Raw genomic sequence first — 23,100 nt, forward strand, 5'->3', positions numbered from 1 at the left:
TTTGCAGTTGTTTTTATTTAATTACCTGTTGAACTTTCAGAATAAGAAAGTTGTCTCATGCTAAATCACTCCTGTGTAAGAGTAATAAATTATAATTGTTACGAACTAAGTAAAATCTAAACCGAATAAATCAATGGTAATAGTCATTGGTTTGATGAATGATTTAAAAGTAAGCATATTAAATTGCAATTATTAATCTGGCATTAATTGATGTAATCTTGCGGGTGTTATATGCCTTTAAGATGATTCATCCATAATTAACATGAATGCTATTAAGATAATTTAATAGATATTCATTGGTTATCTGGATTCGCCCGGTGTGAATACGCCGGGTTTTTTTATGCCAAAAAAAAGCCCGGACACGCCGGGCTGAGAAACTAGTCGCTGGTCGATTTTTCGGCTTTACCCGCCAGCTGCGCCAGGAAGTCATAACGTTTTTGCAGATCGGCCGCGGCATCTTTCCAGAGCTGTTCGGCCACTTCCGGCTGTTGCGCGTTAAGGCGACGGAAGCGTTGTTCCTGCATCAACGTCTCGGCCAGGGCATCTGACGGTGGACGCGAATCCAGCGCCAGCGGTAATTTACCCTCGTCAGCACGACGCGGGTCGAACCGGTACAGCGGCCAGAAGCCGGTAGCTGTCAGCTGACGCATCTGGTCGTGGCTGAGTGCCAGATCGTAGCCGTGCTCTTCGCAAGGGCTGTAGGCAATGATCAGCGACGGGCCAGGATACGCTTCCGCCTCCTGGATGGCTTTTACCGTCTGGTTAAGCTGGGCACCCAGCGAGATTTGCGCGACGTAAACGTGACCGTACATCATCATGCTCACACCGAGATCTTTGCGCGCCTTGCGTTTACCGTGTTCCCCGAATTTCGTCACGGCGCCTAACGGTGTGGCTTTCGACGCCTGGCCACCGGTGTTGGAATAACACTGCGTATCCAGAACCAGGATGTTGACGTTTTCGGTCAGGCTCAACACGTGATCCAGTCCGCCAAAGCCGATATCGTAAGCCCAGCCGTCCCCGCCAATCAGCCAGATCGATTTTTCAACCAGGGCGTCAGCGTCGGTCAACAGCTGTTCAGCGCCCGCCACGCCCTGAAGCGCCTGGCGCAGCTCAGCAACCTGCTCACGACGTTCTTCTGGCGATGCGTCCGCATGAAGCGCGTCATTGAGTTCAGCAGGGATCTGCCCGGCAAACTGCTCCAGCAGGCGCATCACGCGCGCGCGGTGCTGGTCAACGGTGAGGCGGAAGCCCAGGCCGAATTCGGCGTTGTCCTCGAATAACGAGTTTGCCCACGCCGGGCCGCGCCCGTTCGCGTCGGTGGTGTACGGCGTAGAAGGCAAATTGCCCCCGTAGATGGATGAACAGCCGGTTGCGTTGGCAATCAGCATCCGGTCACCGTACAGCTGGGTAAGCAGCTTGATGTACGGCGTTTCACCGCAGCCTGAGCAGGCGCCGGAGTATTCAAACAGCGGCGTGATCAGCTGTGAAGTGCGAATATCAATGCGTTCCAGTTTGCTGCGATCGATTTCCGGCAGATTCAGGAAGAAGTCATAATTGACCTTCTCCTCTTCAACATGCTCCAGGCGCGACATCATATTGATGGCTTTGATCTCCGGGTTCTGCCTGTCTTTCGCCGGACACACCTCGACGCACAGGTTACAGCCGGTGCAATCTTCCGGTGCGACCTGCAGAACGTATTTCTGTCCGCGCATATCGCGGGATTTCACATCCAGAGAGTGAAGGCTGGCCGGCGCGGCCTCCATATCTTCCGGTGACACTACTTTGGCGCGAATGGCAGAGTGCGGACAGGCCGCCACGCAGTGGTTGCACTGGGTACAAAGCTCTTCCTTCCAGATGGGGATCGCTTCGGCGATATTACGTTTTTCCCAGCGGGTGGTTCCCATCGGCCAGGTGCCATCCGGCGGCAGCGCAGAAACGGGCAGGGCATCGCCCAGCCCGGCCAGCATCGCCGCCGTCACGGTCTTAACGAAATCAGGCGCCGCATCGGACACTACAGGAGGGCGGTTCGGGCTTGTCGCGTTCACCGGCTGCAGCGGTACCTCAAACAGAGATTCGCGTGCCAGCGCCAGCGCCTGCCAGTTACGTTCGACCAGCTCCTGGCCCTTGCTGCTATAGCTTCTGGCAATCGCACCCTGCAGTTCCGCCAGCGCGCTGTCGCCCGGCAGGATATTCGTCAGATGGAAGAAGGCCATCTGCATAACGGTATTGATACGCGCGGCGAGGCCACATTCGCGGGCAATTTTCGCCGCATTCACCACAAAGAAACGGGCTTTTTTCTGGTTCAGCACCGCCTGTACTTCCTGCGGTAGCCGCGACCAGACCTCATCTGCGCTGTATGGCGTATTGAGGAGGAAAATACCGCCAGGCTTCAGGCGCTCGGCCATCTGGTATTTATCGATAAACTGCAGCTGGTGACAGCCAACAAAATCAGCCTGAGAAATAAGATACGCAGAGCGGATGGGCTGTTCGCTCACGCGCAGGTGGGAAACGGTCAGACCGCCTGCTTTTTTAGAGTCGTAGACGAAGTATCCCTGGGCATACCACGGCGTTGAGTTGCCGATAATTTTGATGTTGTTTTTGGTCGCAGAGACGCTGCCGTCGCTGCCCAGACCATAGAATAGCGCCTCAAGTTTGGCGGTAGAGGTCAGGGTATTTTCCGGCAGCGACAGGGATAGATTCGTCACATCATCATAAATGCCGACGGTAAAGCGTGGCTTAGGTTTCGCCTCGCTTAACTCATTGAATACCGCCAGCACGCAGTCCGGCCCAAACTCCTTGGAGGACAAACCATAGCGACCCCCGATCACGCGCGGCAGCGTTTCACGTTCGCCCTGATTAAAGGCTTCTGCCAGGGCTGTCATCACATCCAGATAGAGCGGTTCCGCCTGCGCGCCCGGCTCTTTGGTGCGATCAAGCACCGCAACGGTACGCGCGCTCTCCGGCAGCGCAGAGAGCAGATGTTTCGCCGAGAACGGGCGATAGAGACGCACTTTAAGCACGCCAACTTTTTCGCCGCGCGTCAGTAGCTCGTCAACAACTTCCTCGCAGGTGCCAATGGCAGAGCCCATCAACACAATGACCCGTTCCGCCTGCGGATGGCCGTAATACTCAAAGGGTTTGTATTCACGACCGGTCGCGGCGGCAAAGTCATTCATCGCCTGTTCAACATGGTCGTAAACCGCGTTGTACCAAGGGTTAGTAGCCTCGCGGGACTGGAAATAGGTATCCGGGTTCGCCGATGTCCCGCGAATAACCGGATGTTCCGGGTTAAGGGCGCGGGCTCGGTGCGCGTCAATATCCGCCTGCGGGAGCAGATTCAGGATGGTATCGTCAGCCAGCGGGACGATTTTGTTAATTTCGTGAGAGGTGCGGAAACCATCAAAGAAATGAATAAACGGCACCCGGCTTTTGAGCGTGGCGATATGAGAAATTAAGGCAAAGTCCTGAGCTTCCTGAACGCTGCTGGCGCACAGCATCGCGCAGCCGGTCTGGCGCACGGCCATCACGTCTGAGTGATCGCCAAAGATAGAGAGCGCGTGGGTGGCAACGGTACGCGCCGCAACGTGCAGAACGAAGGGGGTCAGCTGACCGGCGAGTTTGTACAGCGTCGGGATCATTAACAACAATCCCTGAGAAGAGGTAAACGACGTGGAAAGCGCGCCGGTCTGAAGCGCGCCGTGCACCGTGGCAATCGCACCGGCTTCGGACTGCATTTCAACCACTCTCGGGACATCGCCCCAGACGTTTTTTAAACCGTTACCCGCCCAGGCGTCCGCCTGCTCAGCCATGGTAGAACTTGGCGTAATCGGATAGATGGCGATAACTTCACTGGTGCGAAACGCGACTGAGGCAACCGCACCATTACCGTCAATAGTTTGCATAGGACAACACCCTTACATTGCGCAAAAAATAGGGGTCTGTATTACGGCAACAAACCCTGAATATTATCTGTGTATTCTAGCAAATGGGGGATTTTACGATTTTCGCTTTTGTGTCCTCGGTATTCTCGCCATCAATGAGTAGATCAAACTTTTGGCAAAAAAATTGCGAGAAATTGTTTCTGGAGCGCATAAATACGCACTTTCACTCTCGACGACACGGGATGTGATGCCTATTATGCATAGGTTTCGCATTATTCATGGGGGAGAGAGCATGCGCTCAGCATTTTGGGTAGGGTGTGCCGCATTATTGTTGTCGGCATGTAGCAGTGAGCCAGTCCAGCAGGCAACGGCAGCCCACGTGGCGCCGGGAATGAAGGCGGCGATGTCCAGCTCTGGTCAGGCCAACTGCGCCATGATTGGCGGTTCGCTGTCTGTCGCCCGCCAGCTTGATGGTTCTGCTATTGGGATGTGCGCCTTGCCAAACGGCAAACGCTGTAGTGAACAGTCGCTTGCCGTCGGAAGCTGCGGTAACTACTGATTATTCTGCACGCTTAAACATCAGCGTTTTATCGGCTGTCGCCAGCGTTAACTGGTCCTCAGTCAGGTCGACCTGCGCCCCTGTGCGCAGCATGTCGCCGATGGCCCGATCCAGCTCATTCAGCTGCGGTTCAGTACAAAGCTTGCGCGTCATGGCCAGCGTTTTCACCTTAAGCTCGCCTTCGGACAATTTCCCCTGTCCGTTGAAGCGGTTACACATCTGGCCAGAAACGCTGATGTTATTCACCAGGCTGATATCAGGCAGGGTACTAAAACTGATCTCAGGTTGCGTAGTCGCGGTCTTAACGGCCTTACCGTTCACATTTTCAAGCACAAAGCGGTGGCTTTTAAGCTGCTCCGGCTGTACGGAGGCTTTACCCGGATTAACACACCCGGAAAGGACAAGACTGATAACACTTAACGCAATGAGCTTTTTCATTTTTCTTCTCAAACTATAAACACTGTGAATCTTTTTCCAGTGTAACGATACTCTGCCGTGCGTTAATGGGGTTTATCTGAAAGTGCGGGGAGAGGTCCCGGGCAACGCTGCCGTTGCCCGGGATGAAGTTAATGCGATTTAAATCCTGCCGCTGTCATTAGCATACGGAAGAGCATACTGACCGCAGCCAGCGCCAGTACGCTGCCGCCCCAGATAATGACCAGCCACAGTATTCTTTTCCAGACCGGTTGTTGCATCAGTGATAACCCTCCCCATGCTGAACTTTGCCGCGAAACACGTAGTAGCTCCAGAAGGTGTAGACCAGAATAACGGGAATGATCAACAGCGCGCCCACCAGCATAAAGCCCTGGCTTTGCGTCGGTGCGGCCGCCTGCCACAAGGTGATCGACGGTGGAATAATATGCGGCCAGATGCTGATCCCAAGCCCGCTAAAGCCGAGGAAGATCAGCCCCAGCGTCAGGATAAACGGACGGCTATGGCTGGCTGGATTATTCAGGCAGCGCCACTGGTACAGGCTAAACATCACCACCAGAGCAGGAACCGGCAGCAGATAAAACAGGTTCGGCAGCGTAAACCAGCGCGCGGCGATGGCCGGTTGCGCCAGCGGCGTCCAGAGGCTAATGGCGACAATAAACGCCAGCAGCACGATTAACAGCGTTTTCGACACCTCACGCATCCGCTGCTGCAGCGCGTTTTCGCTTTTCATCACCAGCCAGGTCGAGCCTAACAGCGCATAAGCCACCACCAGCCCCGCGCCGCAAAACAGGTTAAACGCGGTAAACCAGTCAAAGGGGCCGCCGGTATAGGCCCGACCGGTGACGGTAAATCCGTTAATGACGGCGCCCACCGTCACGCCCTGGGTAAACGTCGCCAGAATGGAACCGCCTATAAACGCCTTATCCCAGAAGGGGCGGTGGGCCGGAGTGGCCTTAAAGCGAAACTCAAATGCTACCCCGCGGAAAATAAGTCCGATCAGCATTAACGTCAGCGGAATGGTGAGAGCATCAACGATCACCGCATACGCCAGCGGGAATGCGCCAAACAGGGCGGCACCGCCCAGCACCAGCCAGGTTTCATTCCCGTCCCAGACCGGCGCGACGCTGTTGACCATCACGTCGCGATCGTCGGCGTTCTGCGTGGCCGGGAAAAGAATACCGATTCCCAGATCAAAACCGTCCATCACGATATACATCAGCGTGGCAAAGACGATTATGACAAACCAGATAATGGAAAGATCGATCCCCATTATGGCTGCTCCTTATGTTCAGTTGTGACGGCAGAAAGCGGGCGCGCCGGACGTCCGTCGGACTCGGTGGCGAAAGACTCATGCGGCTGCGGACCTTTTCGGATCAGGCGCACCATATAGCTGTAACCCACGCCGAATACCGAGGTATAGACGACGAAGAAGGCCAGCAGGCTTACGCTCATATGTAAATCGCCATGGGCAGAAACCGCATCCTTCGTTCGCTGGAGCCCATAGACCACCCACGGCTGGCGGCCCACTTCGGTGGTGATCCACCCGGCCAGAATGGCAATCAGCCCGGTTGGCCCCATCAGCAGCGCAAACCACAGGAAAGGGCGCGACGAATAAACGCGTTTTTTGTAGCGCAGCCAGAGTGCCGTCACCCCAAGCAGCAGCATCAGCATGCCCAGGCCCGCCATAATTCGGAACGACCAGAAGACGATGGTGGAGTTCGGACGGTCTTCCTTTGGAAACTCTTTCAGCGCCGGAACCTGTTTATCCAGGCTGTGCGTCAGGATAAGACTCCCCAGCGCCGGGATCTCCAGCCCAAAGCGGGTGCGCTCTTGTTCCATATCCGGCCAGCCAAACAGCAGCAGCGGGGTAGGCTCACCCGGCGGGTTCTCCCAGTGGCCTTCAATGGCGGCAATCTTAGCGGGCTGGTGCTTTAAAGTGTTTAACCCGTGCATATCGCCAACCATGGCCTGGATGGGGGCGACAATTAGCGTCATCCACAGCGCCATCGAAAACATCGCCCGAATGGCGGGGGTATTATTCCCGCGCAGCAGGTGCCATGCCGCGGATGCGCCCACAAACAGGGCGCTGCTCAGGAACGCGGCTATCGACATATGCAGCAGGCGGTAAGGGAAGGAGGGGTTAAACACCACCGCGAACCAGTCCACCGGTACCACCTGACCGTTGACGATCTCATAACCCTGCGGGGTCTGCATCCAGCTGTTTGAAGAGAGGATCCAGAAGGTGGAGATAATGGTGCCCAGCGCCACCATGCAGGTAGCGAAGAAGTGCAGCCCAGGCCCGACTTTGTTCCAGCCGAACAGCATCACGCCGAGGAACCCGGCTTCGAGGAAGAAGGCGGTAAGCACTTCATAGGTCAGCAGCGGGCCGGTAATACTGCCCGCAAACTGCGAAAAGCCGCTCCAGTTGGTGCCAAACTGGTAGGCCATCACCAGCCCGGATACCACGCCCATGCCAAAGTTAACGGCAAAAATCTTCGACCAGAAGTGGTACAGCGAGCGCCAGACCGGATTTTTTGTTTTCAGCCACAGCCCTTCGAGCACGGCAAGGTAGCTTGCGAGACCAATGGTGATGGCCGGGAAAATAATGTGAAAGGATACGGTAAAGGCAAACTGTATCCGTGCAAGGTGAAAAGCATCTAAACCAAACATGCACAGCCTCAATGTCAAACGGTGTGCTGTTATGGTATAGGGGCAACGTTCGGACTATCAGACGCAGAAAAGTGATTTTTAACCATAACAGTTGGCATAAAATTTATGCTTTAGCGATCTGATATACCTCGCAATGAGGAATAAAAACACTATTTTTATGAATTTTGTGCATAAAACTGCTTGCCTTGTCGTCAGCGCCGTGCGTTAATGGTCCTCTGGTTTTGAGTCCAAATAAATATCTGACGTAGTTTTATAAAGCAGTTCTCATCACGTTGTGCCTCTCCGCAGCCTCTCTTGGGTCTTTATCTACTTTCCGATTCGTTTTGTTTAAAACCATTATGCCCAATCGGCCCATTAGTAATTTACGTTTTAACGTTTCAGGAGAATCCTATGACTTCTTATATCCATTTTCGCTGCCCATGCTGCCATGGTTCGCAGTACCGTACCTCAGCCTTTGACGTGTCTGAGAAAAACCCGTTTGGCGCGAAATGCATCTTTTGCAAATCGTCGATGATTACGCTCGATCACCTGGCCGCTGCGCGTCAGGCGCAAAGCCACGTTACCGAATACCGTAAGTAATTCATTTCCCGAACCATAACAGTTAGCTAAATCTTCTCTTTTTCTCCTGCTGATATACACTGTCGGTCACAAGGAGAATTTGATGAAAAAATACCAGCGTCTGGCGCAACAAATTATCTCGCAGATTGAGCTTGGCGTATGGCTGCCGGGCGATAAGCTGCCTTCCCTGCGAGAGCAGGTGGCAAGCAGCGGCATGAGCTTTATGACCGTTGGCCACGCGTATCAGATGCTGGAAAGTCAGGGGCGCATTGTCGCCAGACCGCAGTCGGGCTATTACGTTGCCTCGCGCCCGACCGCACAACAGCCTGCGCCACCCGCTCAGGTGATGCGTGACGAAGCGGTGGATATCAATACCTATATCTTCGATGTCTTACAGGCCAGCCGCGACCCCTCCGTTGTTCCCTTTGCTTCCGCGTTTCCCGACCCCCGGCTTTTCCCGCTTCAGCAGCTCAACCGTTCGCTGGCGAACGTCAGCAAAACCGCGACGGCGATGAGCGTGATTGAGAACCTGCCGCCGGGAAACGTCGATCTCCGCCACGCCATTGCCCGCCGCTACGCGCAGCAGGGGATGAACATCTCTCCGGAAGAGATCGTAATCACCGCAGGCGCGCTCGAAGCGCTCAATCTCAGCCTTCAGGCGGTGACCGAGCCGGGTGACTGGGTGATTGTCGAAAACCCCTGTTTCTACGGCGCGCTTCAGGCGCTGGAGCGCCTGAAACTTAAAGCGTTGTCGATTGCGACGGACGTCCGCGAGGGGATCGATCTCAACGCCCTTGAACAGGCGCTGAATGAGTACCCGGTTAAAGCCTGCTGGATCATGACCAACAGCCAAAACCCGCTCGGCTTCACGCTGAGCGCGGAGAAAAAAGCGCAGCTAGTCGCGCTGTTAACGCAGCACAACGTCCCGCTGATTGAAGATGATGTCTACAGCGAGCTCTATTTTGGCCGCGAAAAGCCGCTCCCGGTGAAAGCGTGGGATCGTCAGGACATGACGCTGCACTGCTCGTCCTTTTCAAAATGTCTGGTGGCCGGTTTTCGCATCGGCTGGGTCGCGGCAGGGAAACACGCGCGGCGCATTCAGCAGCTGCAGCTGATGAGCACACTCTCCACCAGCTCTCCTGTGCAGCTGGCGCTGGTGGATTACCTGGCGACTAAACGCTACGACGCCCACCTGCGCCGCCTGCGGCGTACGCTCGCCGAGCGAAAGCAGCAGGCCTGGCAGTCACTTTTGCGCCATATGCCTGCCGGCGTCAAAATCCACCATAACGACAGCGGCTACTTTTTATGGCTGGAGCTTCCGGCGCAGCTGGACGCGGGGCTGCTCAGCGAAAAAGCCTTAACGCACCACATCAGCATTGCTCCCGGAAAGATGTTTTCCACCTCCGACGCATGGACACCGTTCTTCCGGTTTAATACTTCCTGGGCCTGGGGAGAGCGGGAAGAGCAGGCGGTCATTCAGTTAGGAAAATTAATTAGCACGATGCTGGAATAAACTTTTCTCCGTTATTTAAATAATCAATTCTTATCCTGATGACGGCACTGCGAATATTTCGCGGTGCCCTGTCATAGGAAATCTGCATACCGTCTCTCGCGCCTAACTCCTTGTCTATAATCCAGTTAACGGGGAATGCGCCCTCGGTCACACCTTGATGAAATTTCCTGAAGCCGTACGGTGCGGCGCATTTGCGCGGTCTACGTTTAATAAGGGAGATATTTTTACGGCACGGCTGCCGCTAAATTTCATTGCGACAGGAGTAACTCTTATGAGCAAAAATTTTGCCCGCAGCAGCCTGTGCGCGCTCGGCATGACTATCATGACAGCGCAAGCCGCAGAACCACCAAAGGCCATTGGCGACGGGGAAGGTCGACTGGATATTATCGCCTGGCCGGGTTACATCGAGAGGGGGCAGACGGATAAAAACTACGACTGGGTCACCCAGTTTGAAAAAGAGACCGGGTGTGCGGTCAACGTCAAAACGGCAGCCACGTCGGATGAAATGGTCAGCCTGATGGCGAAAGGGGGATATGACCTGGTTACCGCCTCGGGTGATGCCTCCCTGCGGCTGATCATGGGCAAACGCGTCCAGCCGATTAACCCCGACCTCATCCCCAACTGGAAAACCCTCGACGAACGGATAGTGAAAGGGGAATGGTTTAACGTTGGAGGCAAGGTCTACGGCACGCCGTACCAGTGGGGTCCGAACCTGCTGATGTACAACACCAAAACCTTCCCGACGCCGCCGGACAGCTGGAGCGTGGTCTTTACTAAACAGGATCTGCCGGACGGTAAAACCAATCAGGGACGCGTGCAGGCGTATGACGGCCCGATTTACATCGCCGATGCCGCGCTGTTCGTCAAAGCCACGCAGCCGCAGCTGGGTATTAAAGACCCGTACCAGCTCACCGAAGCACAGTATGCCGCCGTGCTTAAGGTGCTTCGCGACCAGCATGCCCTGATCCACCGCTATTGGCACGACACCACCGTCCAGATGAGCGACTTCAAAAACGAAGGCGTCGTGGCCTCCAGCGCCTGGCCGTATCAGGCGAATGCCCTGAAGGCTGAGAACCAGCCCGTTGCCACCGTCTTCCCGAAAGAGGGGGTGACCGGCTGGGCGGACACCACCATGCTGCACGCGCAGGCTAAACACCCCATGTGTGCCTACAAATGGATGAACTGGTCGCTGACGCCGAAAGTGCAGGGCGATCTGGCTGCATGGTTTGGCTCCCTGCCCGTGGTTCCGGAGGGGTGTAAAGCCAGCACGCTATTGGGCGATAAAGGCTGCGAAACAAACGGTTATAACGAGTTCGACAAAATCATGTTCTGGAAAACCCCCATCGCCGAAGGCGGCAAATTTGTCCCTTACAGCCGCTGGACGCAGGATTACATCGCCATTATGGGCGGTCGTTAATTGCCCGGGAGCAGAACATGACGTACGCAGTCGAGTTTAACAATGTTTCCCGCCTGTACGGCGACGTCCGGGCGGTGGATGGGGTCACCATTGCAATTCGTGACGGAGAGTTTTTCTCCATGCTGGGGCCTTCGGGCTCCGGCAAAACCACCTGCCTGCGGCTGATCGCCGGTTTTGAACAGCTGTCAGGCGGGACGATCTCTATCTTCGGTAAAGAGGCGAGCGAACTGCCCCCCTGGGAGCGGGATGTGAACACCGTGTTTCAGGACTACGCGCTGTTCCCGCATATGTCGATCCTCGACAACGTTGCCTACGGGCTGATGGTCAAAGGCGTCGACAAGAAAAAACGCCATGCGCAGGCCCGCGATGCCCTGGAAAAAGTGGGCCTGAGCTTTGCCATCGCCCGCAAACCTTCGCAACTTTCCGGCGGCCAGCGTCAGCGTGTCGCCATTGCCCGCGCGCTGGTGAATGAACCGCGCGTCCTGCTGCTGGACGAGCCTTTAGGGGCGCTCGATCTCAAGCTGCGGGAACAGATGCAGTTCGAGCTGAAGAAGCTTCAGCAGGAACTCGGCATCACCTTTATTTTTGTCACCCACGATCAGGGCGAGGCCCTTTCTATGTCAGACCGGGTGGCGGTGTTCAATAACGGGCGCATCGAGCAGGTTGATACCCCGCGCGATCTCTACATGCGTCCGCGCACGCCGTTTGTCGCCGGCTTTGTTGGCACCTCTAACGTTTTTGACGCGGGTCTTGCGCAGACGCTTTGCGGGATGGAGGGCACCTTTTCCCTGCGCCCGGAACATATTCGCCTCAATGAACACGGTGACGTTCAGGTTCAGGGCGTCGTGCAGGCCGTTCAGTATCAGGGGGCCGCCACGCGTCTGGAGCTGAGGCTCGCCGATGGCGCCAAACTGCTGGTGAGTCAGGCTAACTTCAGTGACGTCTCGCCGCTGAGCGGCATTGCGCCAGGGCAGGCGGTCATGGCGTCATGGTCACGCGACGCGATGATCCGCCTGCATGAGGAGAGGTGAAATGGATATGAGTGTCGCGCATCCTCCCGCCCCGCGCGGCCGCTTAAGCCGCATGACCGCACTGTTCTGGCGAAAACCGTCGCTTGGCCTGTTCCTGCTTCTGCTTGCGCCCCTGATGTGGTTTGGCATCGTCTATTTAGGATCGCTGCTGACGCTGCTGTGGCAGGGGTTTTACACCTTTGACGATTTCACCATGGCCGTCACGCCGGATCTGACTCTGGCGAATATTCAGGCGCTCTTCAACCCGGCAAACTACGACATCATCCTGCGCACGCTAACGATGGCGATTGCGGTGACCATTGCCAGCGCCGTCCTCGCATTTCCGATGGCCTGGTACATGGCGCGATACACCAGCGGCAAGTGGAAAGCGTTTTTCTATATCGCCGTGATGCTGCCAATGTGGGCGAGCTACATCGTCAAGGCCTACGCCTGGACGCTGCTGCTGGCGAAGGACGGCGTGGCGCAGTGGTTTCTCAGCCATATGGGGCTGGAGCCGATTCTGACTTCACTCCTTACGCTCCCGGCGATCGGCGGCAACACCTTGTCCACCTCCGGGCTGGGACGGTTTCTGGTGTTCGTCTACATCTGGCTGCCGTTTATGATCCTGCCCGTCCAGGCGGCGCTGGAGCGCCTGCCGGCCTCGCTGCTTCAGGCCTCAGCCGACCTCGGCGCGCGCCCCCGTCAGACGTTCCGCTATGTCGTTCTGCCGCTGGCCATTCCGGGCATCGCGGCGGGGTCCATTTTCACGTTTTCCCTGACGCTGGGGGACTTCATCGTTCCTCAGCTGGTCGGCCCGCCGGGCTATTTCATCGGTAACATGGTCTACTCCCAGCAGGGCGCTATCGGCAATATGCCGATGGCTGCCGCGTTCACGCTGGTACCCATCGTGCTGATTTCACTTTATCTGGCGTTCGTGAAACGTCTGGGAGCATTCGATGCACTCTGAACGCGCACCGCTGTTCCTGAAAGTGGCAGCGTGGGGAGGCGTTATCTTTCTGCACTTCCCGCTGCTGATTATCGCGACCTATGCCTTCAACACCGAAGACGCCGCCTTCAGCTTCCCGCCTCAGGGGCTAACGCTGAAGTGGTTTAGCGTGGCGGCGGGGCGCGGCGATATCATTGAATCCGTGACGTTGTCACTTCAAATTGCCGCGTTCTCCACCGCCATTGCCATAGTGCTTGGCACGCTTGCTGCAGCGGCGCTGTGGCGAAGCGAGTTTTTTGGCAAGAATGCGATCTCTTTGCTGCTGCTGTTACCGATTGCGTTACCGGGGATCATCACCGGCCTGGCGCTGCTGACGGCCTTCAAAACGATCAATCTTGAGCCGGGGTTTTTCACCATCGTGGTTGGACACGCCACCTTCTGCGTGGTGGTGGTGTTTAACAACGTGATTGCCCGGTTCCGACGCACCTCCTGGAGCCTGGTGGAAGCGTCGATGGATCTCGGGGCTGACGGGTGGCAAACCTTTCGCTATGTGGTGCTGCCCAATCTGGGTTCCGCGCTGCTGGCCGGGGGAATGCTGGCGTTTGCCCTGTCGTTTGACGAGATAATCGTCACAACATTTACGGCGGGACACGAGCGCACGTTACCGCTGTGGTTGCTCAACCAGCTCGGGCGTCCGCGCGACGTGCCCGTCACCAACGTCGTAGCACTGCTGGTGATGCTGGTGACAACTATCCCCATTCTGGGAGCCTGGTGGCTAACCCGCGACGGCGAGAATATCGCTGGCAGCGGGAAATAACAGTGAATTCAACGGGAAAATGCTATGCAAAAACATCTGCTGATAAACGGTGAGCTGGTTGCCGGTGAAGGTGAAAAACAGCCGGTTTATAACCCGGCCACCGGAGAGATACTGCTGGAGATTGCTGAGGCGTCAGCGGCCCAGGTCGACGCGGCGGTTCTGGCGGCCGATCGTGCTTTTGAGGCGTGGGGACAAACGACGCCGAAAACCCGCGCCGAGTGCCTGCTGAAGCTGGCGGATGCGATTGAAGCGCACGGCGAGGAGTTTGCCCGGCTCGAGTCTCTCAACTGCGGCAAGCCGCTGCACTGTGCTCTGGGTGATGAAATTCCGGCGGTGGTCGACGTTTTCCGTTTCTTTGCCGGAGCCGCCCGCTGCCTGAACGGCCTCGCCGCCGGGGAGTACCTTGACGGCCACACGTCAATGATTCGCCGTGACCCGGTGGGCGTGGTGGCCTCTATTGCCCCCTGGAACTATCCGCTAATGATGGCGGCCTGGAAGCTGGCCCCCGCGCTGGCGGCAGGGAACTGCGTGGTGATTAAGCCCTCTGAGATCACGCCCCTGACCGCGCTTAAGCTTGCGGAGCTGGCAAAAGATATCTTCCCGGCGGGCGTTCTGAACGTCCTGTTTGGCCGGGGGAAAACGGTCGGCGATCCGCTTACCGGACACGAGAAGGTCCGTATGGTCTCGCTGACCGGTTCGATTGCGACCGGGGAACATATCATCGGACATACCGCGTCCTCGATTAAACGCACCCATATGGAGTTGGGTGGCAAAGCGCCGGTGATCGTGTTTGATGATGCCGACCTGGATGCGGTGGTTGAAGGGGTGCGGACGTTTGGTTTCTACAATGCCGGACAGGACTGTACGGCGGCCTGCCGCATTTATGCCCAGAAGGGCATCTATGCAGCGCTGGTAGAAAAGCTCGGCGCAGCGGTCGCCAGCCTTAAAATGGGGGCGCCGGAGGACGAGGCTACCGAACTCGGTCCGCTCAGCTCGGCCGCTCATCTTTCACGCGTCTGCCAGGCCGTCGATGAGGCGAAAGCGCTAGGCCATATCCGGGTTGTCACCGGCGGGAGCAAAAAAGAGGGGGCAGGCTACTACTACCAGCCAACCCTGCTGGCGGGGGCAAAACAGGACGATGCCATCGTTCAGCGCGAGGTGTTTGGCCCGGTGGTAAGCGTCACCGAGTTTGACGACGAGGCGCAGGTGCTGGCCTGGGCGAACGATTCGCAGTATGGCCTGGCGTCATCGGTCTGGACCAAAGACGTGGGCCGCGCCCATCGCCTGAGCGCGCGTCTGCAGTACGGCTGCACCTGGGTGAATACCCATTTTATGCTGGTGAGCGAAATGCCGCACGGCGGCATGAAATTATCCGGCTACGGTAAAGATATGTCGGTCTACGGGCTTGAGGATTACACGGTCGTGCGGCATGTGATGATCAAACACTAATCCGCTCAGCCTGGCCGCTTGCGCGGTCAGGCGTTCTCCTTGCCCGCCACACGTGTTACGAAAGATACCCAATTGTTATTAGCCGTAGTTTTTAAGTGGTTATTCTGTAACGAAAAAACTTGATCTGTGTCAACATATGACGCATATTGCGTGCGGTTATTTTTTCGGCTCTGGTATACAGAATGACGTTGTATCAAAAGATGTTGGTTTTTTACGCAATCATGGCTTCCATCTGCGCATTAATCACCTGGTTCCTCTCTAAAGACCGCAAACGTATCCGCCTGCTCAGCGCTTTCCTGGTCGGGTCAACCTGGCCAATGAGCTTTCCCGTTGCGCTGCTGGTCTCGCTTTTCTGAAGCACGCTTCCAGTTTTAAAAGATGAACATAGCATTCCTGACGTGATAACTGTATAAATAAACAGTACATCATAAAAGGAGTGCTTATGAACAGTTTTTACTCGCAGCAGGCCGGTTGCATCGTGCGCTGGCACGACTTGCCTGGTTCCGGCGATCCCGTGGTGTTCATTCACGGGCTGGGCTGCGCCTCTTCCTATGAATATCCCCGCGTTGTTCGTGACCCGCTGTTTGGCGCGCGCAGAGCGATTCTCATCGACTTGCCCGGCAGCGGCTACAGCGACAAGCCTGAACACTACAGCTATAAAACCACTGACCAGGCGCACGTTGTCGCGGAACTGATTGACCATCTTAAGCTGGAGACCTTCTGGCTATACGGCCACAGCATGGGTGGCAGCATTGCTATCGAAACGGCGGGGCTGCTGGCAACGCGCGTGAAGGGACTGATGGTGTCAGAACCCAATTTTCACGCGGGTGGGGGCATGTTCAGCCGGTCTATAGCGGCGCAAACCGAGCAACAGTTTCTGGAGCAGGGCTATGACGCCATGCTCGGCGCGGAAAAAACGGCGTGGGCCGGGTGCCTGCAGAGCAATGCCGCTTATGCCGTCTGGCGCGGTGCATCCAGCCTGGTGGCGGGCGTTGAACCGGAATGGGAAGTGCAGTTCCTGTCACTCCCTTGCCCGGTAACGTTGATTTTCGGCGAGCTCTCTCTGCCGGATGACGATGTGGACGATCTGAAGCAAAAGGGCGTTGAGGTAAAAATCATCCCTGCGGCGGGTCATTCAATGTCGTGGGAAAACCCGTCAGCGCTGGCAGAGACGTTAGCCGGGTGTATGGAGGTGTGATGAGCGCAAAAGTTTCGCCCGGCGGCGCTACGTTTGCACGGGCCTACAACGATGAAGAATGTAGGCCGGGTAAGCGGCAGCGCCACCCGGCAAGAAATGCGGCTACATTGTTAATCAGCGTTCAGCGTAATAACGCGTGTAAGGCCTGACGTGCACCGGGCTGAACATCATGCGGGTGCTGGTAATCAATGTTCTCTGTCGCGCGGCTATAGAGTGCGACCAGCCAGTCGTAAACGTACGCGGTAGCCGCATGGACCGGCTGTTCCCCCAGGCGCGTCAGGCGAGGCTCGGCGCTGCTGACCACTGGCGTGACGAAGATGGCCTGGCCCTTGCGGATGCGGCTTGCCGGACGCGTCGCCACGGGCGTCTGGTCGTAACCCAGCCAGCCAACGAAATTGCCCATCACGGCATGCAGTTGCGCAGCGCTACTTTTATCTGCTTCGACAATGCGCTGAAGCTGTTGAGGCAGATTAAGCCGGTAGCTGGTTACGACCAGCACATCCGCGATTTGCTGTAATACCGAAGGCTCCAGCCCAAGGCGGGCAGCGGTGGCCTCGTTGCGGCTCCACTGGCGCAGATGATTTATCCAGACTCTGTGCGCCAGACGCGCTTTGTCTTTTGTCTGGAACAGGCAGTTGCTTTCCTGCGCATTCTCGGCAAACAGGTCAATGGTGTCCGTAAATAGCCCGTTCACCTGCTCCTCGCGAGGCTGCTGAACGGCGAGCAGCGTTTCAAAGGCTTTCAGCGGCGGCAGCAGACCTTCAAGCAGTTCGCCGTGGCGTGCGGCGCTGTTTTGCAGCGTGCGCACCATCTTTTCGGCCTGAGTGCGTCTTGTCCCCGGCTCCTCCACCAGCGGTGCCAGATAGCTTTGCATCAGCGATGAGAGCTCCTGTCGCAGCAGGCCTTTCAGCGTGCTGAGACGCTTCTGTCGCTGCGCGGGCAGCGTGGCCTGAGACAGCCACTCGATGACGCGCTGCATGCTGTGACTGTCCAGCGCCTGCAGCGTGCCCCAGCGTAAACCCGGTTTTCCGAGCAAGTGCTGTACGGCTTCATCGAGATTCTGCCGGGTGGTAAAGCGGGCGTCATGGGGGGTAATCGCCCAAACCAGACCCGGAAGGGCAGATTCTTCAGCAGGCTGCGTCTCCTTCACCCAGTTCATCAACACTTTTGCTTTTTTTGCCGTCTGTTCGTGCTGCGCCGTCGCATTACAAATTATCAGCACGTCTGGCTGAAGCTGCTGACGATAATGCTCGAGCAGCCACTGGGACTTCGCCTGGCGTAGCGGGTCGGCACGGTTATCTTCAAAAACCGGAATATCAATAATATCGACGTTATCCAGCGCGCCGTTCTCAACCGGCAACACCAGCTCGCGGGTCAGGAAGGCCAGCACATCGACGGGGATGCTGATGGCGTTGAGCATTTCACCGCTATTCAGCGGATGAAGCAGCGTCTCCTGCGCGTCCTGAAGGTCTAACGTGCCGTCGTGCGTCAGGAACCCTTCACCCGGCAGCCCAAAACTGTCCACAAGCAGGCTAAGCGGGGCAGCAAGCTCTTCGGCATGGCTGGTCTGGTGCAGCACATGGGCCAGTTTTAGCCACTGCTGGGTCAACTCCTGCTGCTCGCCCCACAGCAGGGACCAGACGCTGGCCCGCGTGCTGAGATCGAGTGAAGGCACCAGCCGGGCAAACTCATACCAGAGGGCATCATCAATTTGCTGCTTAGCGGCGGGTACGGTGCTTTGCCAGAAGCGGGCTATCGCTCCCACTTCCTGAGCCGTGATGCCGGGCACGCCCTGCGGCTGGCGCAGCCCGCGCCATTTCTCCAGGCGTGTCTCAATGACCGCCTTATCCACTGCGCGCATCTGCGGATGAAGCGTTGTGCGGGCAATGAACAGCTGCACCAGCTCGGCCTCGGTGACCAGACGCAGGCGCAGCGGGAACGCCTCATCTGCCACCTCCGTGTTTTCCCGGGTAAAGCGGACGGCCATGTTGGTCAGGGCATGTCCCGGATTGATATGCGAAAAATAGTCAAAGGTGCGCTGTCCAGGCGTCACGTTCAGGCGTCCATTACCGCTGCCGCAAAGAGACAACAGCAGGTGCGCTTTCGCGCTCTGCGAATGGCCGTAAAGCCCAATGCTGCTCTGGCGGGGCATGGCGCGTTCAATCGCCTGCTCCCGCGCCTGCGCCGCGTTGATGCGAGCAAGCAGGGCGTCAGCATCGTTATCCAGCACAGGGGCGTTCAGGCGCGTCTCATTAATCCACCCGATTAAGGCCTGAGTGGTGGTCGTCGTCGCTGTCATTTCAGGTATACGCTCCCGCTGTCGATCCAGTAGTGGCTGCCGCTGTGTCGGCGGTCGGCCAAAGTATTCAGTTTGAAGGTTAGTGCGTCAGGCGCCACCGGCGTGCCGTCCTGCAGCCAGGCATCGCTCAGCTCGAAGGCTTCCGGGCCTTCCTGCTTGCTGCCGCCGCAGAGTTTCAGGCGCACGTTCAGCACGCCGTCGCCGGCAATGGCTTTGGCCAGTTCAGCCGAGTTAATGCTGAGCGTGTAGAGCGGCGTGGCGGGCCACCGCGCGTTCGCCAGCTGGCGGAAGCCGAGGGTGACGTTACCGCGAAGCGGGAAGTGCAGGCGTGCGTCAAGCTTCGCGCCGGGCTTATCGAGATCGATATCCTGATACCAGACGTTTTCTTCGCGTAGGGTATTGACGGTGTTATCCAGCACGCCGAGATACCGCACGGTGGAATACGCGCCAATGTCCGCGGCTTTAAAGTTGAAGCGCGGCAGACGCAGGTCGAGCGCCAGGCTGCAGAGCATGGCACCCACCGCGGCGGTCGATTTCGGGTTGCCAATGCGCCCCTGCTGGCTGAACGGATACCACTCGTGCACCTGGTATTTATCCAGCCAGACGATGCGGTTGACCGGCACCGGCTGCAGGTGACGAATGAGCGCCTGAACCCCAGGCAGGCAGCCGGGGCGTCCGGTTATCAGCAGAATATCGCAGCTGTAATGGGAGATCGCCTCACACACCGCGTGGAGCGGGGAGGCCAGCGTAAACTGCCCGGCCAGCATCGCATCCTGCATTTCGCGGAAATTCACATGCAGCGGCACCGCAAACAGATCGAAAGCGTCTGAACCCGCAGGCAGGGCATGATCGATCGCCTGCTGCAGATAGTTCATCACGTTGCGGGTTGGCTTCTGCGGCAGGAGATCGCCAAAGGTGGCATGCAGACCGGCCAGCGGATCGTCAACGTCGCTGGATTCCCATCCGGCAAGAATGGCATGGCCAATCGGCATAAAGAGCTGCAGCGCCGTTTGCTGGCGCAGTACGGCCTGGGTATCAATGCGCCCGGAGTCGCCGAACAGCGAGGCCATCAGCAGCGAGGCGTCCGCGATACCGGATTTCTGCAGCTGCGTTTGCAGAGCGGGCAGCACGTAGCGCTGAATCACGTCCAGAAGCGTATCGTCACCCGCGACCTTAAACCCTTCGCGGAACAGCAGCTGCGGGGTGATTTTGACGTTATTGCCGGAACCGTCGTCCAGCTGGTAATGGGTGATCGCCATATCCGTTGTGCCGCCGCCGATGTCGATGGACGCGACGCGCAGCGCGCGCCCCGGCTGGCTACCCGGCTCAGGCTCACGGTCAGGACGGGCAAGGGAGGCGAAGAAGGCTTCGGTCTGACCGCCAAAACGGGAGATGGCCTCGTTATACAGCCAGACCAGCTGACCGCAGCTGGCTTCATCCCACTCCATCTGGATTTCAGGTACCGGCACCACGCTTTTATCCTGCTGTTTGCGGGTGACAAAATCCTCATCCTGCGGATGCCATCCCATCGCTTTCCAGACGATGGCGATGGCTTCAAACATGCGGCGACGGAAGATCTCGCGCTCCTGCTTTGGCATGGCCGAGGGCAGCGTCAGGATCAGGGTGCGCAGCTGGCGCGGCGAGGCAGGGAATCCCAGACGCAGGCGCGTGGCGACACTGTTGATCTGCCCCAGCGCCTGCGCCAGCAGCTCGCACAGCATATGGGTCATCAGGGTGCTGCGGCTGTACTGCGGCGAGAAGACCGGCAGGCGCTCGTCCTGCGGCAGCGTGAAGAGCGGCTCGCCGTCATCGTTCATCAGGTTCATCAGCGGAAACGCGGTGGCAAGCGGTTCACGCTGGGTCTTGCTGTTCATCTGGCTAAAGCGCCAGTCCTGCACGACCGGCGTTTCATCCCACAGGTAGCGACGCGGGCTGGAGATGCCGCTGTTGCCTTCGGTCCCCAGACGCTGCATCGCCAGCTTGCGGGCTTCATCACCCACGCGAACAATCGACGGCCAGACAAAGGCATCTTCGCGACCGCTTTCAACAGAGAAGTGCTGCTTGCCAAAACGCGCTTCCGAAAACTCGAGGCGGCTGGTGAACAGCGGCTCGTTCAGGAACTGCGGCTCGCTTAACGAGCGTACCTGTAGCTCAGCGGTCTGGCGCAGCCCATCGTTGGCGTCACCGTGGTCTTCAATAATGACGCCGCAGGTGTGGGTATTGCCCACGTCGAGGATCAGGTCAACCGGAATGGCAGGCGTGCTGAGCGTATGGGTAACAAATTTCACTTCCGGCACGGTGAGCTGTTCACCGAGCATGGTCATCAGGTTGAGCCAGTGGGCCTGATACTCAAAGCCGCGCATCGCCTGCTGCAGGTCTCGTTCGGAGCGGTTTTCAACGCCGTCCGCATACTGGGTAAAGGCCTCGCGCAGCCAGCCGTCAATCCACGTCTGGTCGAGGAAACTTTCAACCTCATTGTCTCGCCAGGCCAGCGCGAAGCGGGTCCCGTTCAGAATATCGTTTTCAACCGGGGATAGGGCAGACGTGGCGTGTTCGGCAATCTGGCTGTCAAGCGCGAGCGTGACGCGGTGCGTATTGCCTGCCGTGTCCGGGGTATCAAGCCTGCGCACCTGAACGCGCGCCCAGTTATCAGGCCCTTCAACAAAGGTCCGCGGCGGGTTGAAGCGCAGGAACGGAACCGGAAGCCAGACGCCGTCCAGCACCGTCAGAGACTGATGCAGCGGGATGGTGGTTTCCGGTTTGACCACTTCAGGCTGCCCGCCGTTCATGCCGGGCAGGGTATAGCGCCCGTTGACCAGGTCGAAATCGAGACGCAAAAGCGGGCCGTTCGCGGTTTTACGTACGAAGCGCCCGTTGCTGGCGGTGTCCTGCGGCGTCAGACCGAAATCAAGGAACTGCACGCCGCTGTTGGCAATAAGCGTGACGCTTTGTTTATAGTCGCAAAGATTTACCAGCATAGGATCAGGCACCTGCTTTCTTGAACGTCAGTGGAACGACGGTGTTGGCATCATAACGGGCGCGACATTCTGCGATATCGCTGGCGCCTGCTTTACAGGCAATCTCCGGCATCGGGTAGCGAGAGCCGTCGGTGCAGCGGGCAGTACCGCGACTCTTAATCATCAGCTCGCCATTGCTGTGCAGCCCGGAGAATACCTCCGCGCGGCAGACAACGTTGTCGCCGTGGACAACCCGGGCGAAACCTTTATTGTTCTGAATCTGATAGCGCATTGACGGCGGTTTGCCGGTGACCGGATCTTTCACGTCGAGAACCGCACGCCAGGTGCCGTTCAGGAAACGCGTCGATCCCGCTTTCACCTGATTCGCTTCCATCACCATGGCATCTTTCGGGATGGCGACAATCACCACCGGGGCGGGCTGTGGCGCAGGAGCAGGCTCTTTTTCTTTGCTGGCCACGACCTCTGCCTGATGCAGCGGTAATTTCATCGCCAGCGGCTCAACCGCTTTGATCGGCTTTGGCGCAATCTCCACGGGCTCAGGTGCAGGCGCCGAAGCAGGCTCAGCGGAAGGCGACTGTTTTGGCCATAGCAGCGGTGCGGCAATGGCGGCAACGATCGCGACGGCAACCGGCAGCGTCCACAGGGGAACGCGGCGCTTTTTCGCGACGATCGGCACGGCCGGCTCCTGAACGGGTTGCGCAACCGCCGGGGCCGGCTCTGGCTCATAGAGATCTTCCGGCGTGATGCGCACCACCGTGGAAGGGGCGATCAGCGGCTCGTCGGCATGTTCAAAGGCTACAACCGGCTCTGGCTCAGGCTCGGGTTCAGGATCTTCAATCACAACGGGGGCGGGCTCAGGGACAAGCGATTCACGCAGGCAGTCGAGGACATCGTCGCGCGCATTTTCGTTCAGGTTTACAAAGCCCCAGAAGCTGATGACCGGCTTTCCGTCCACCATGAAGAGGAAGTTTTCGCCAGGGAACTGAAACGCCTTCGACAGTAGAGAACCAAAAAGCTGCTGCGCGGTTTTGGGCGACTGGAGGCATTTCTTGCTTAACGACTCGACGCTGGCGAGCGTGTTTTCCAGATAGCGCAGGGCGCGATAGCGATCATCTTCATCGGCCGCTTTCCAGCTGGTTACGCTCCCTTCGACAGGGGAATACCAGTCCACGCGGTCGCCGCTGTCGTTGACCTGAGGAATAGCCAGACAGTCGACGATGGCCTGTTGTTTGCGCAACCGGAGCGCTTCCCGGATTTGTAACGCTGATTCGAAAACGGCTTGTCCGCCGCCGCCAACGGCCTGAAAATCATCCAGATTACCGCTGCGTAAAAGAGTTTTTGCCACGATTTGATCCCATATACTTCTTCAC

Annotated in this window: 18 protein-coding genes; 10 read left to right on the plus strand and 8 right to left on the minus strand. The window is 57.5% G+C overall.

What is annotated here, in order from left to right; translation table 11 throughout:
• Nucleotides 1-377: 377 nt before the first annotated feature.
• Complete coding sequence (gene nifJ, locus RVY89_RS06745; protein ID WP_484827268.1) at nucleotides 378-3,902, minus strand: pyruvate:ferredoxin (flavodoxin) oxidoreductase; 3,525 nt, start codon at nucleotides 3,900-3,902, stop codon at nucleotides 378-380.
• Between the two features lie 271 nt (nucleotides 3,903-4,173).
• Between nifJ and RVY89_RS06750 the strand changes: the two genes are divergently transcribed.
• Nucleotides 4,174-4,440, plus strand: coding sequence for a putative hemolysin (locus RVY89_RS06750; RefSeq protein WP_023312003.1), 267 nt, complete (start codon nucleotides 4,174-4,176; stop codon nucleotides 4,438-4,440).
• On the opposite strand, the gene hslJ is transcribed toward RVY89_RS06750, so the two are convergent.
• From hslJ to RVY89_RS06770, 4 genes are all read right to left on the minus strand, one after another.
• The gene (hslJ, locus tag RVY89_RS06755; RefSeq protein WP_484827269.1) at nucleotides 4,441-4,878 is read right to left on the minus strand and encodes a heat shock protein HslJ; all 438 of its coding nucleotides are present in this window, start codon (nucleotides 4,876-4,878) and stop codon (nucleotides 4,441-4,443) included. It lies immediately after the preceding gene.
• Nucleotides 4,879-5,006: 128 nt separating this feature from the next.
• Complete coding sequence (locus RVY89_RS06760) at nucleotides 5,007-5,135, minus strand: DUF2474 domain-containing protein (protein WP_371898230.1); 129 nt, start codon at nucleotides 5,133-5,135, stop codon at nucleotides 5,007-5,009.
• Nucleotides 5,135-6,145 (minus strand): cytochrome d ubiquinol oxidase subunit II, encoded by a 1,011-nt coding sequence (gene cydB, locus RVY89_RS06765; protein WP_484827270.1) that lies wholly within the window; start codon nucleotides 6,143-6,145, stop codon nucleotides 5,135-5,137. The genes RVY89_RS06760 and cydB overlap by 1 nt, the downstream gene beginning before the upstream one ends.
• Nucleotides 6,145-7,545 (minus strand): cytochrome ubiquinol oxidase subunit I, encoded by a 1,401-nt coding sequence (locus RVY89_RS06770; RefSeq protein ID WP_032647488.1) that lies wholly within the window; start codon nucleotides 7,543-7,545, stop codon nucleotides 6,145-6,147. Before RVY89_RS06770 ends, cydB begins: the two co-directional genes overlap by 1 nt.
• 390 nt (nucleotides 7,546-7,935) lie before the next feature.
• Between RVY89_RS06770 and ymcF the strand changes: the two genes are divergently transcribed.
• The 9 genes from ymcF (at nucleotide 7,936) to RVY89_RS06815 (ending at nucleotide 16,453) form a co-directional block, all read left to right on the plus strand.
• Nucleotides 7,936-8,124 carry a cold shock small protein YmcF gene (gene ymcF, locus RVY89_RS06775; RefSeq protein ID WP_371898227.1) on the plus strand — a complete coding sequence of 63 codons (189 nt, stop codon included), beginning with the start codon at nucleotides 7,936-7,938 and terminating at the stop codon, nucleotides 8,122-8,124.
• An 82-nt stretch (nucleotides 8,125-8,206) separates the two neighbouring features.
• Nucleotides 8,207-9,616 (plus strand): aminotransferase-like domain-containing protein, encoded by a 1,410-nt coding sequence (locus RVY89_RS06780; protein WP_484827271.1) that lies wholly within the window; start codon nucleotides 8,207-8,209, stop codon nucleotides 9,614-9,616.
• Between the two features lie 271 nt (nucleotides 9,617-9,887).
• Nucleotides 9,888-11,033, plus strand: a complete 1,146-nt coding sequence (gene ydcS / locus RVY89_RS06785; RefSeq protein ID WP_484827272.1) for a putative ABC transporter substrate-binding protein YdcS — start codon at nucleotides 9,888-9,890, stop codon at nucleotides 11,031-11,033.
• 17 nt (nucleotides 11,034-11,050) lie between these two features.
• Complete coding sequence (locus tag RVY89_RS06790; RefSeq protein ID WP_484827273.1) at nucleotides 11,051-12,064, plus strand: ABC transporter ATP-binding protein; 1,014 nt, start codon at nucleotides 11,051-11,053, stop codon at nucleotides 12,062-12,064.
• A 1-nt stretch (nucleotide 12,065) separates the two neighbouring features.
• Nucleotides 12,066-13,010 carry an ABC transporter permease gene (locus RVY89_RS06795; protein ID WP_484827274.1) on the plus strand — a complete coding sequence of 315 codons (945 nt, stop codon included), beginning with the start codon at nucleotides 12,066-12,068 and terminating at the stop codon, nucleotides 13,008-13,010.
• A complete protein-coding gene (locus RVY89_RS06800) occupies nucleotides 13,000-13,806 on the plus strand; it encodes an ABC transporter permease (protein ID WP_484827275.1) in 807 nt (268 codons plus the stop codon). Before RVY89_RS06795 ends, RVY89_RS06800 begins: the two co-directional genes overlap by 11 nt.
• A gap of 24 nt (nucleotides 13,807-13,830) precedes the next feature.
• Nucleotides 13,831-15,255, plus strand: a complete 1,425-nt coding sequence (gene patD / locus RVY89_RS06805; protein ID WP_484827276.1) for an aminobutyraldehyde dehydrogenase — start codon at nucleotides 13,831-13,833, stop codon at nucleotides 15,253-15,255.
• Nucleotides 15,256-15,437: 182 nt separating this feature from the next.
• On the plus strand, nucleotides 15,438-15,611 hold the full coding sequence (locus RVY89_RS06810) for a GhoT/OrtT family toxin (RefSeq protein ID WP_013096478.1): 174 nt from the start codon (nucleotides 15,438-15,440) through the stop codon (nucleotides 15,609-15,611).
• 86 nt (nucleotides 15,612-15,697) lie between these two features.
• Complete coding sequence (locus tag RVY89_RS06815) at nucleotides 15,698-16,453, plus strand: alpha/beta fold hydrolase (protein WP_484827277.1); 756 nt, start codon at nucleotides 15,698-15,700, stop codon at nucleotides 16,451-16,453.
• Nucleotides 16,454-16,574: 121 nt separating this feature from the next.
• On the opposite strand, the gene RVY89_RS06820 is transcribed toward RVY89_RS06815, so the two are convergent.
• Genes RVY89_RS06820 through RVY89_RS06830 form a run of 3 tightly spaced genes read right to left on the minus strand, consistent with a single transcriptional unit; the run spans nucleotide 16,575 to nucleotide 23,075 of the window.
• Nucleotides 16,575-18,752: a virulence factor SrfC family protein gene (locus tag RVY89_RS06820; RefSeq protein ID WP_484827278.1), complete on the minus strand. Its 2,178-nt coding sequence runs from the start codon at nucleotides 18,750-18,752 to the stop codon at nucleotides 16,575-16,577.
• A complete protein-coding gene (locus RVY89_RS06825; protein WP_484827279.1) occupies nucleotides 18,749-21,730 on the minus strand; it encodes a virulence factor SrfB in 2,982 nt (993 codons plus the stop codon). The genes RVY89_RS06820 and RVY89_RS06825 overlap by 4 nt, the downstream gene beginning before the upstream one ends.
• 4 nt (nucleotides 21,731-21,734) lie before the next feature.
• Entirely contained in the window at nucleotides 21,735-23,075 is a 1,341-nt protein-coding gene (locus tag RVY89_RS06830; RefSeq protein WP_484827280.1) for an SrfA family protein, read from the minus strand.
• Nucleotides 23,076-23,100 lie beyond the last annotated feature (25 nt).

The sequence above is a fragment of the Enterobacter sp. 3U4 genome, assembly GCF_057224565.1.

Coding starts and splice junctions, on each gene's coding strand:
- patD (WP_484827276.1), top strand. CDS start 13,831: ATGCAAAAACATCTGCTGATAAACGGTGAGCTGGTTGCCGGTGAAGGT.
- RVY89_RS06780 (WP_484827271.1), top strand. CDS start 8,207: ATGAAAAAATACCAGCGTCTGGCGCAACAAATTATCTCGCAGATTGAG.
- cydB (WP_484827270.1), bottom strand. CDS start 6,145: ATGGGGATCGATCTTTCCATTATCTGGTTTGTCATAATCGTCTTTGCC.
- hslJ (WP_484827269.1), bottom strand. CDS start 4,878: ATGAAAAAGCTCATTGCGTTAAGTGTTATCAGTCTTGTCCTTTCCGGG.
- nifJ (WP_484827268.1), bottom strand. CDS start 3,902: ATGCAAACTATTGACGGTAATGGTGCGGTTGCCTCAGTCGCGTTTCGC.
- RVY89_RS06795 (WP_484827274.1), top strand. CDS start 12,066: ATGGATATGAGTGTCGCGCATCCTCCCGCCCCGCGCGGCCGCTTAAGC.
- ymcF (WP_371898227.1), top strand. CDS start 7,936: ATGACTTCTTATATCCATTTTCGCTGCCCATGCTGCCATGGTTCGCAG.
- RVY89_RS06790 (WP_484827273.1), top strand. CDS start 11,051: ATGACGTACGCAGTCGAGTTTAACAATGTTTCCCGCCTGTACGGCGAC.
- RVY89_RS06820 (WP_484827278.1), bottom strand. CDS start 18,752: ATGACAGCGACGACGACCACCACTCAGGCCTTAATCGGGTGGATTAAT.
- RVY89_RS06770 (WP_032647488.1), bottom strand. CDS start 7,545: ATGTTTGGTTTAGATGCTTTTCACCTTGCACGGATACAGTTTGCCTTT.
- RVY89_RS06815 (WP_484827277.1), top strand. CDS start 15,698: ATGAACAGTTTTTACTCGCAGCAGGCCGGTTGCATCGTGCGCTGGCAC.
- RVY89_RS06750 (WP_023312003.1), top strand. CDS start 4,174: ATGCGCTCAGCATTTTGGGTAGGGTGTGCCGCATTATTGTTGTCGGCA.
- RVY89_RS06825 (WP_484827279.1), bottom strand. CDS start 21,730: ATGCTGGTAAATCTTTGCGACTATAAACAAAGCGTCACGCTTATTGCC.
- ydcS (WP_484827272.1), top strand. CDS start 9,888: ATGAGCAAAAATTTTGCCCGCAGCAGCCTGTGCGCGCTCGGCATGACT.
- RVY89_RS06810 (WP_013096478.1), top strand. CDS start 15,438: ATGACGTTGTATCAAAAGATGTTGGTTTTTTACGCAATCATGGCTTCC.
- RVY89_RS06760 (WP_371898230.1), bottom strand. CDS start 5,135: ATGCAACAACCGGTCTGGAAAAGAATACTGTGGCTGGTCATTATCTGG.
- RVY89_RS06800 (WP_484827275.1), top strand. CDS start 13,000: ATGCACTCTGAACGCGCACCGCTGTTCCTGAAAGTGGCAGCGTGGGGA.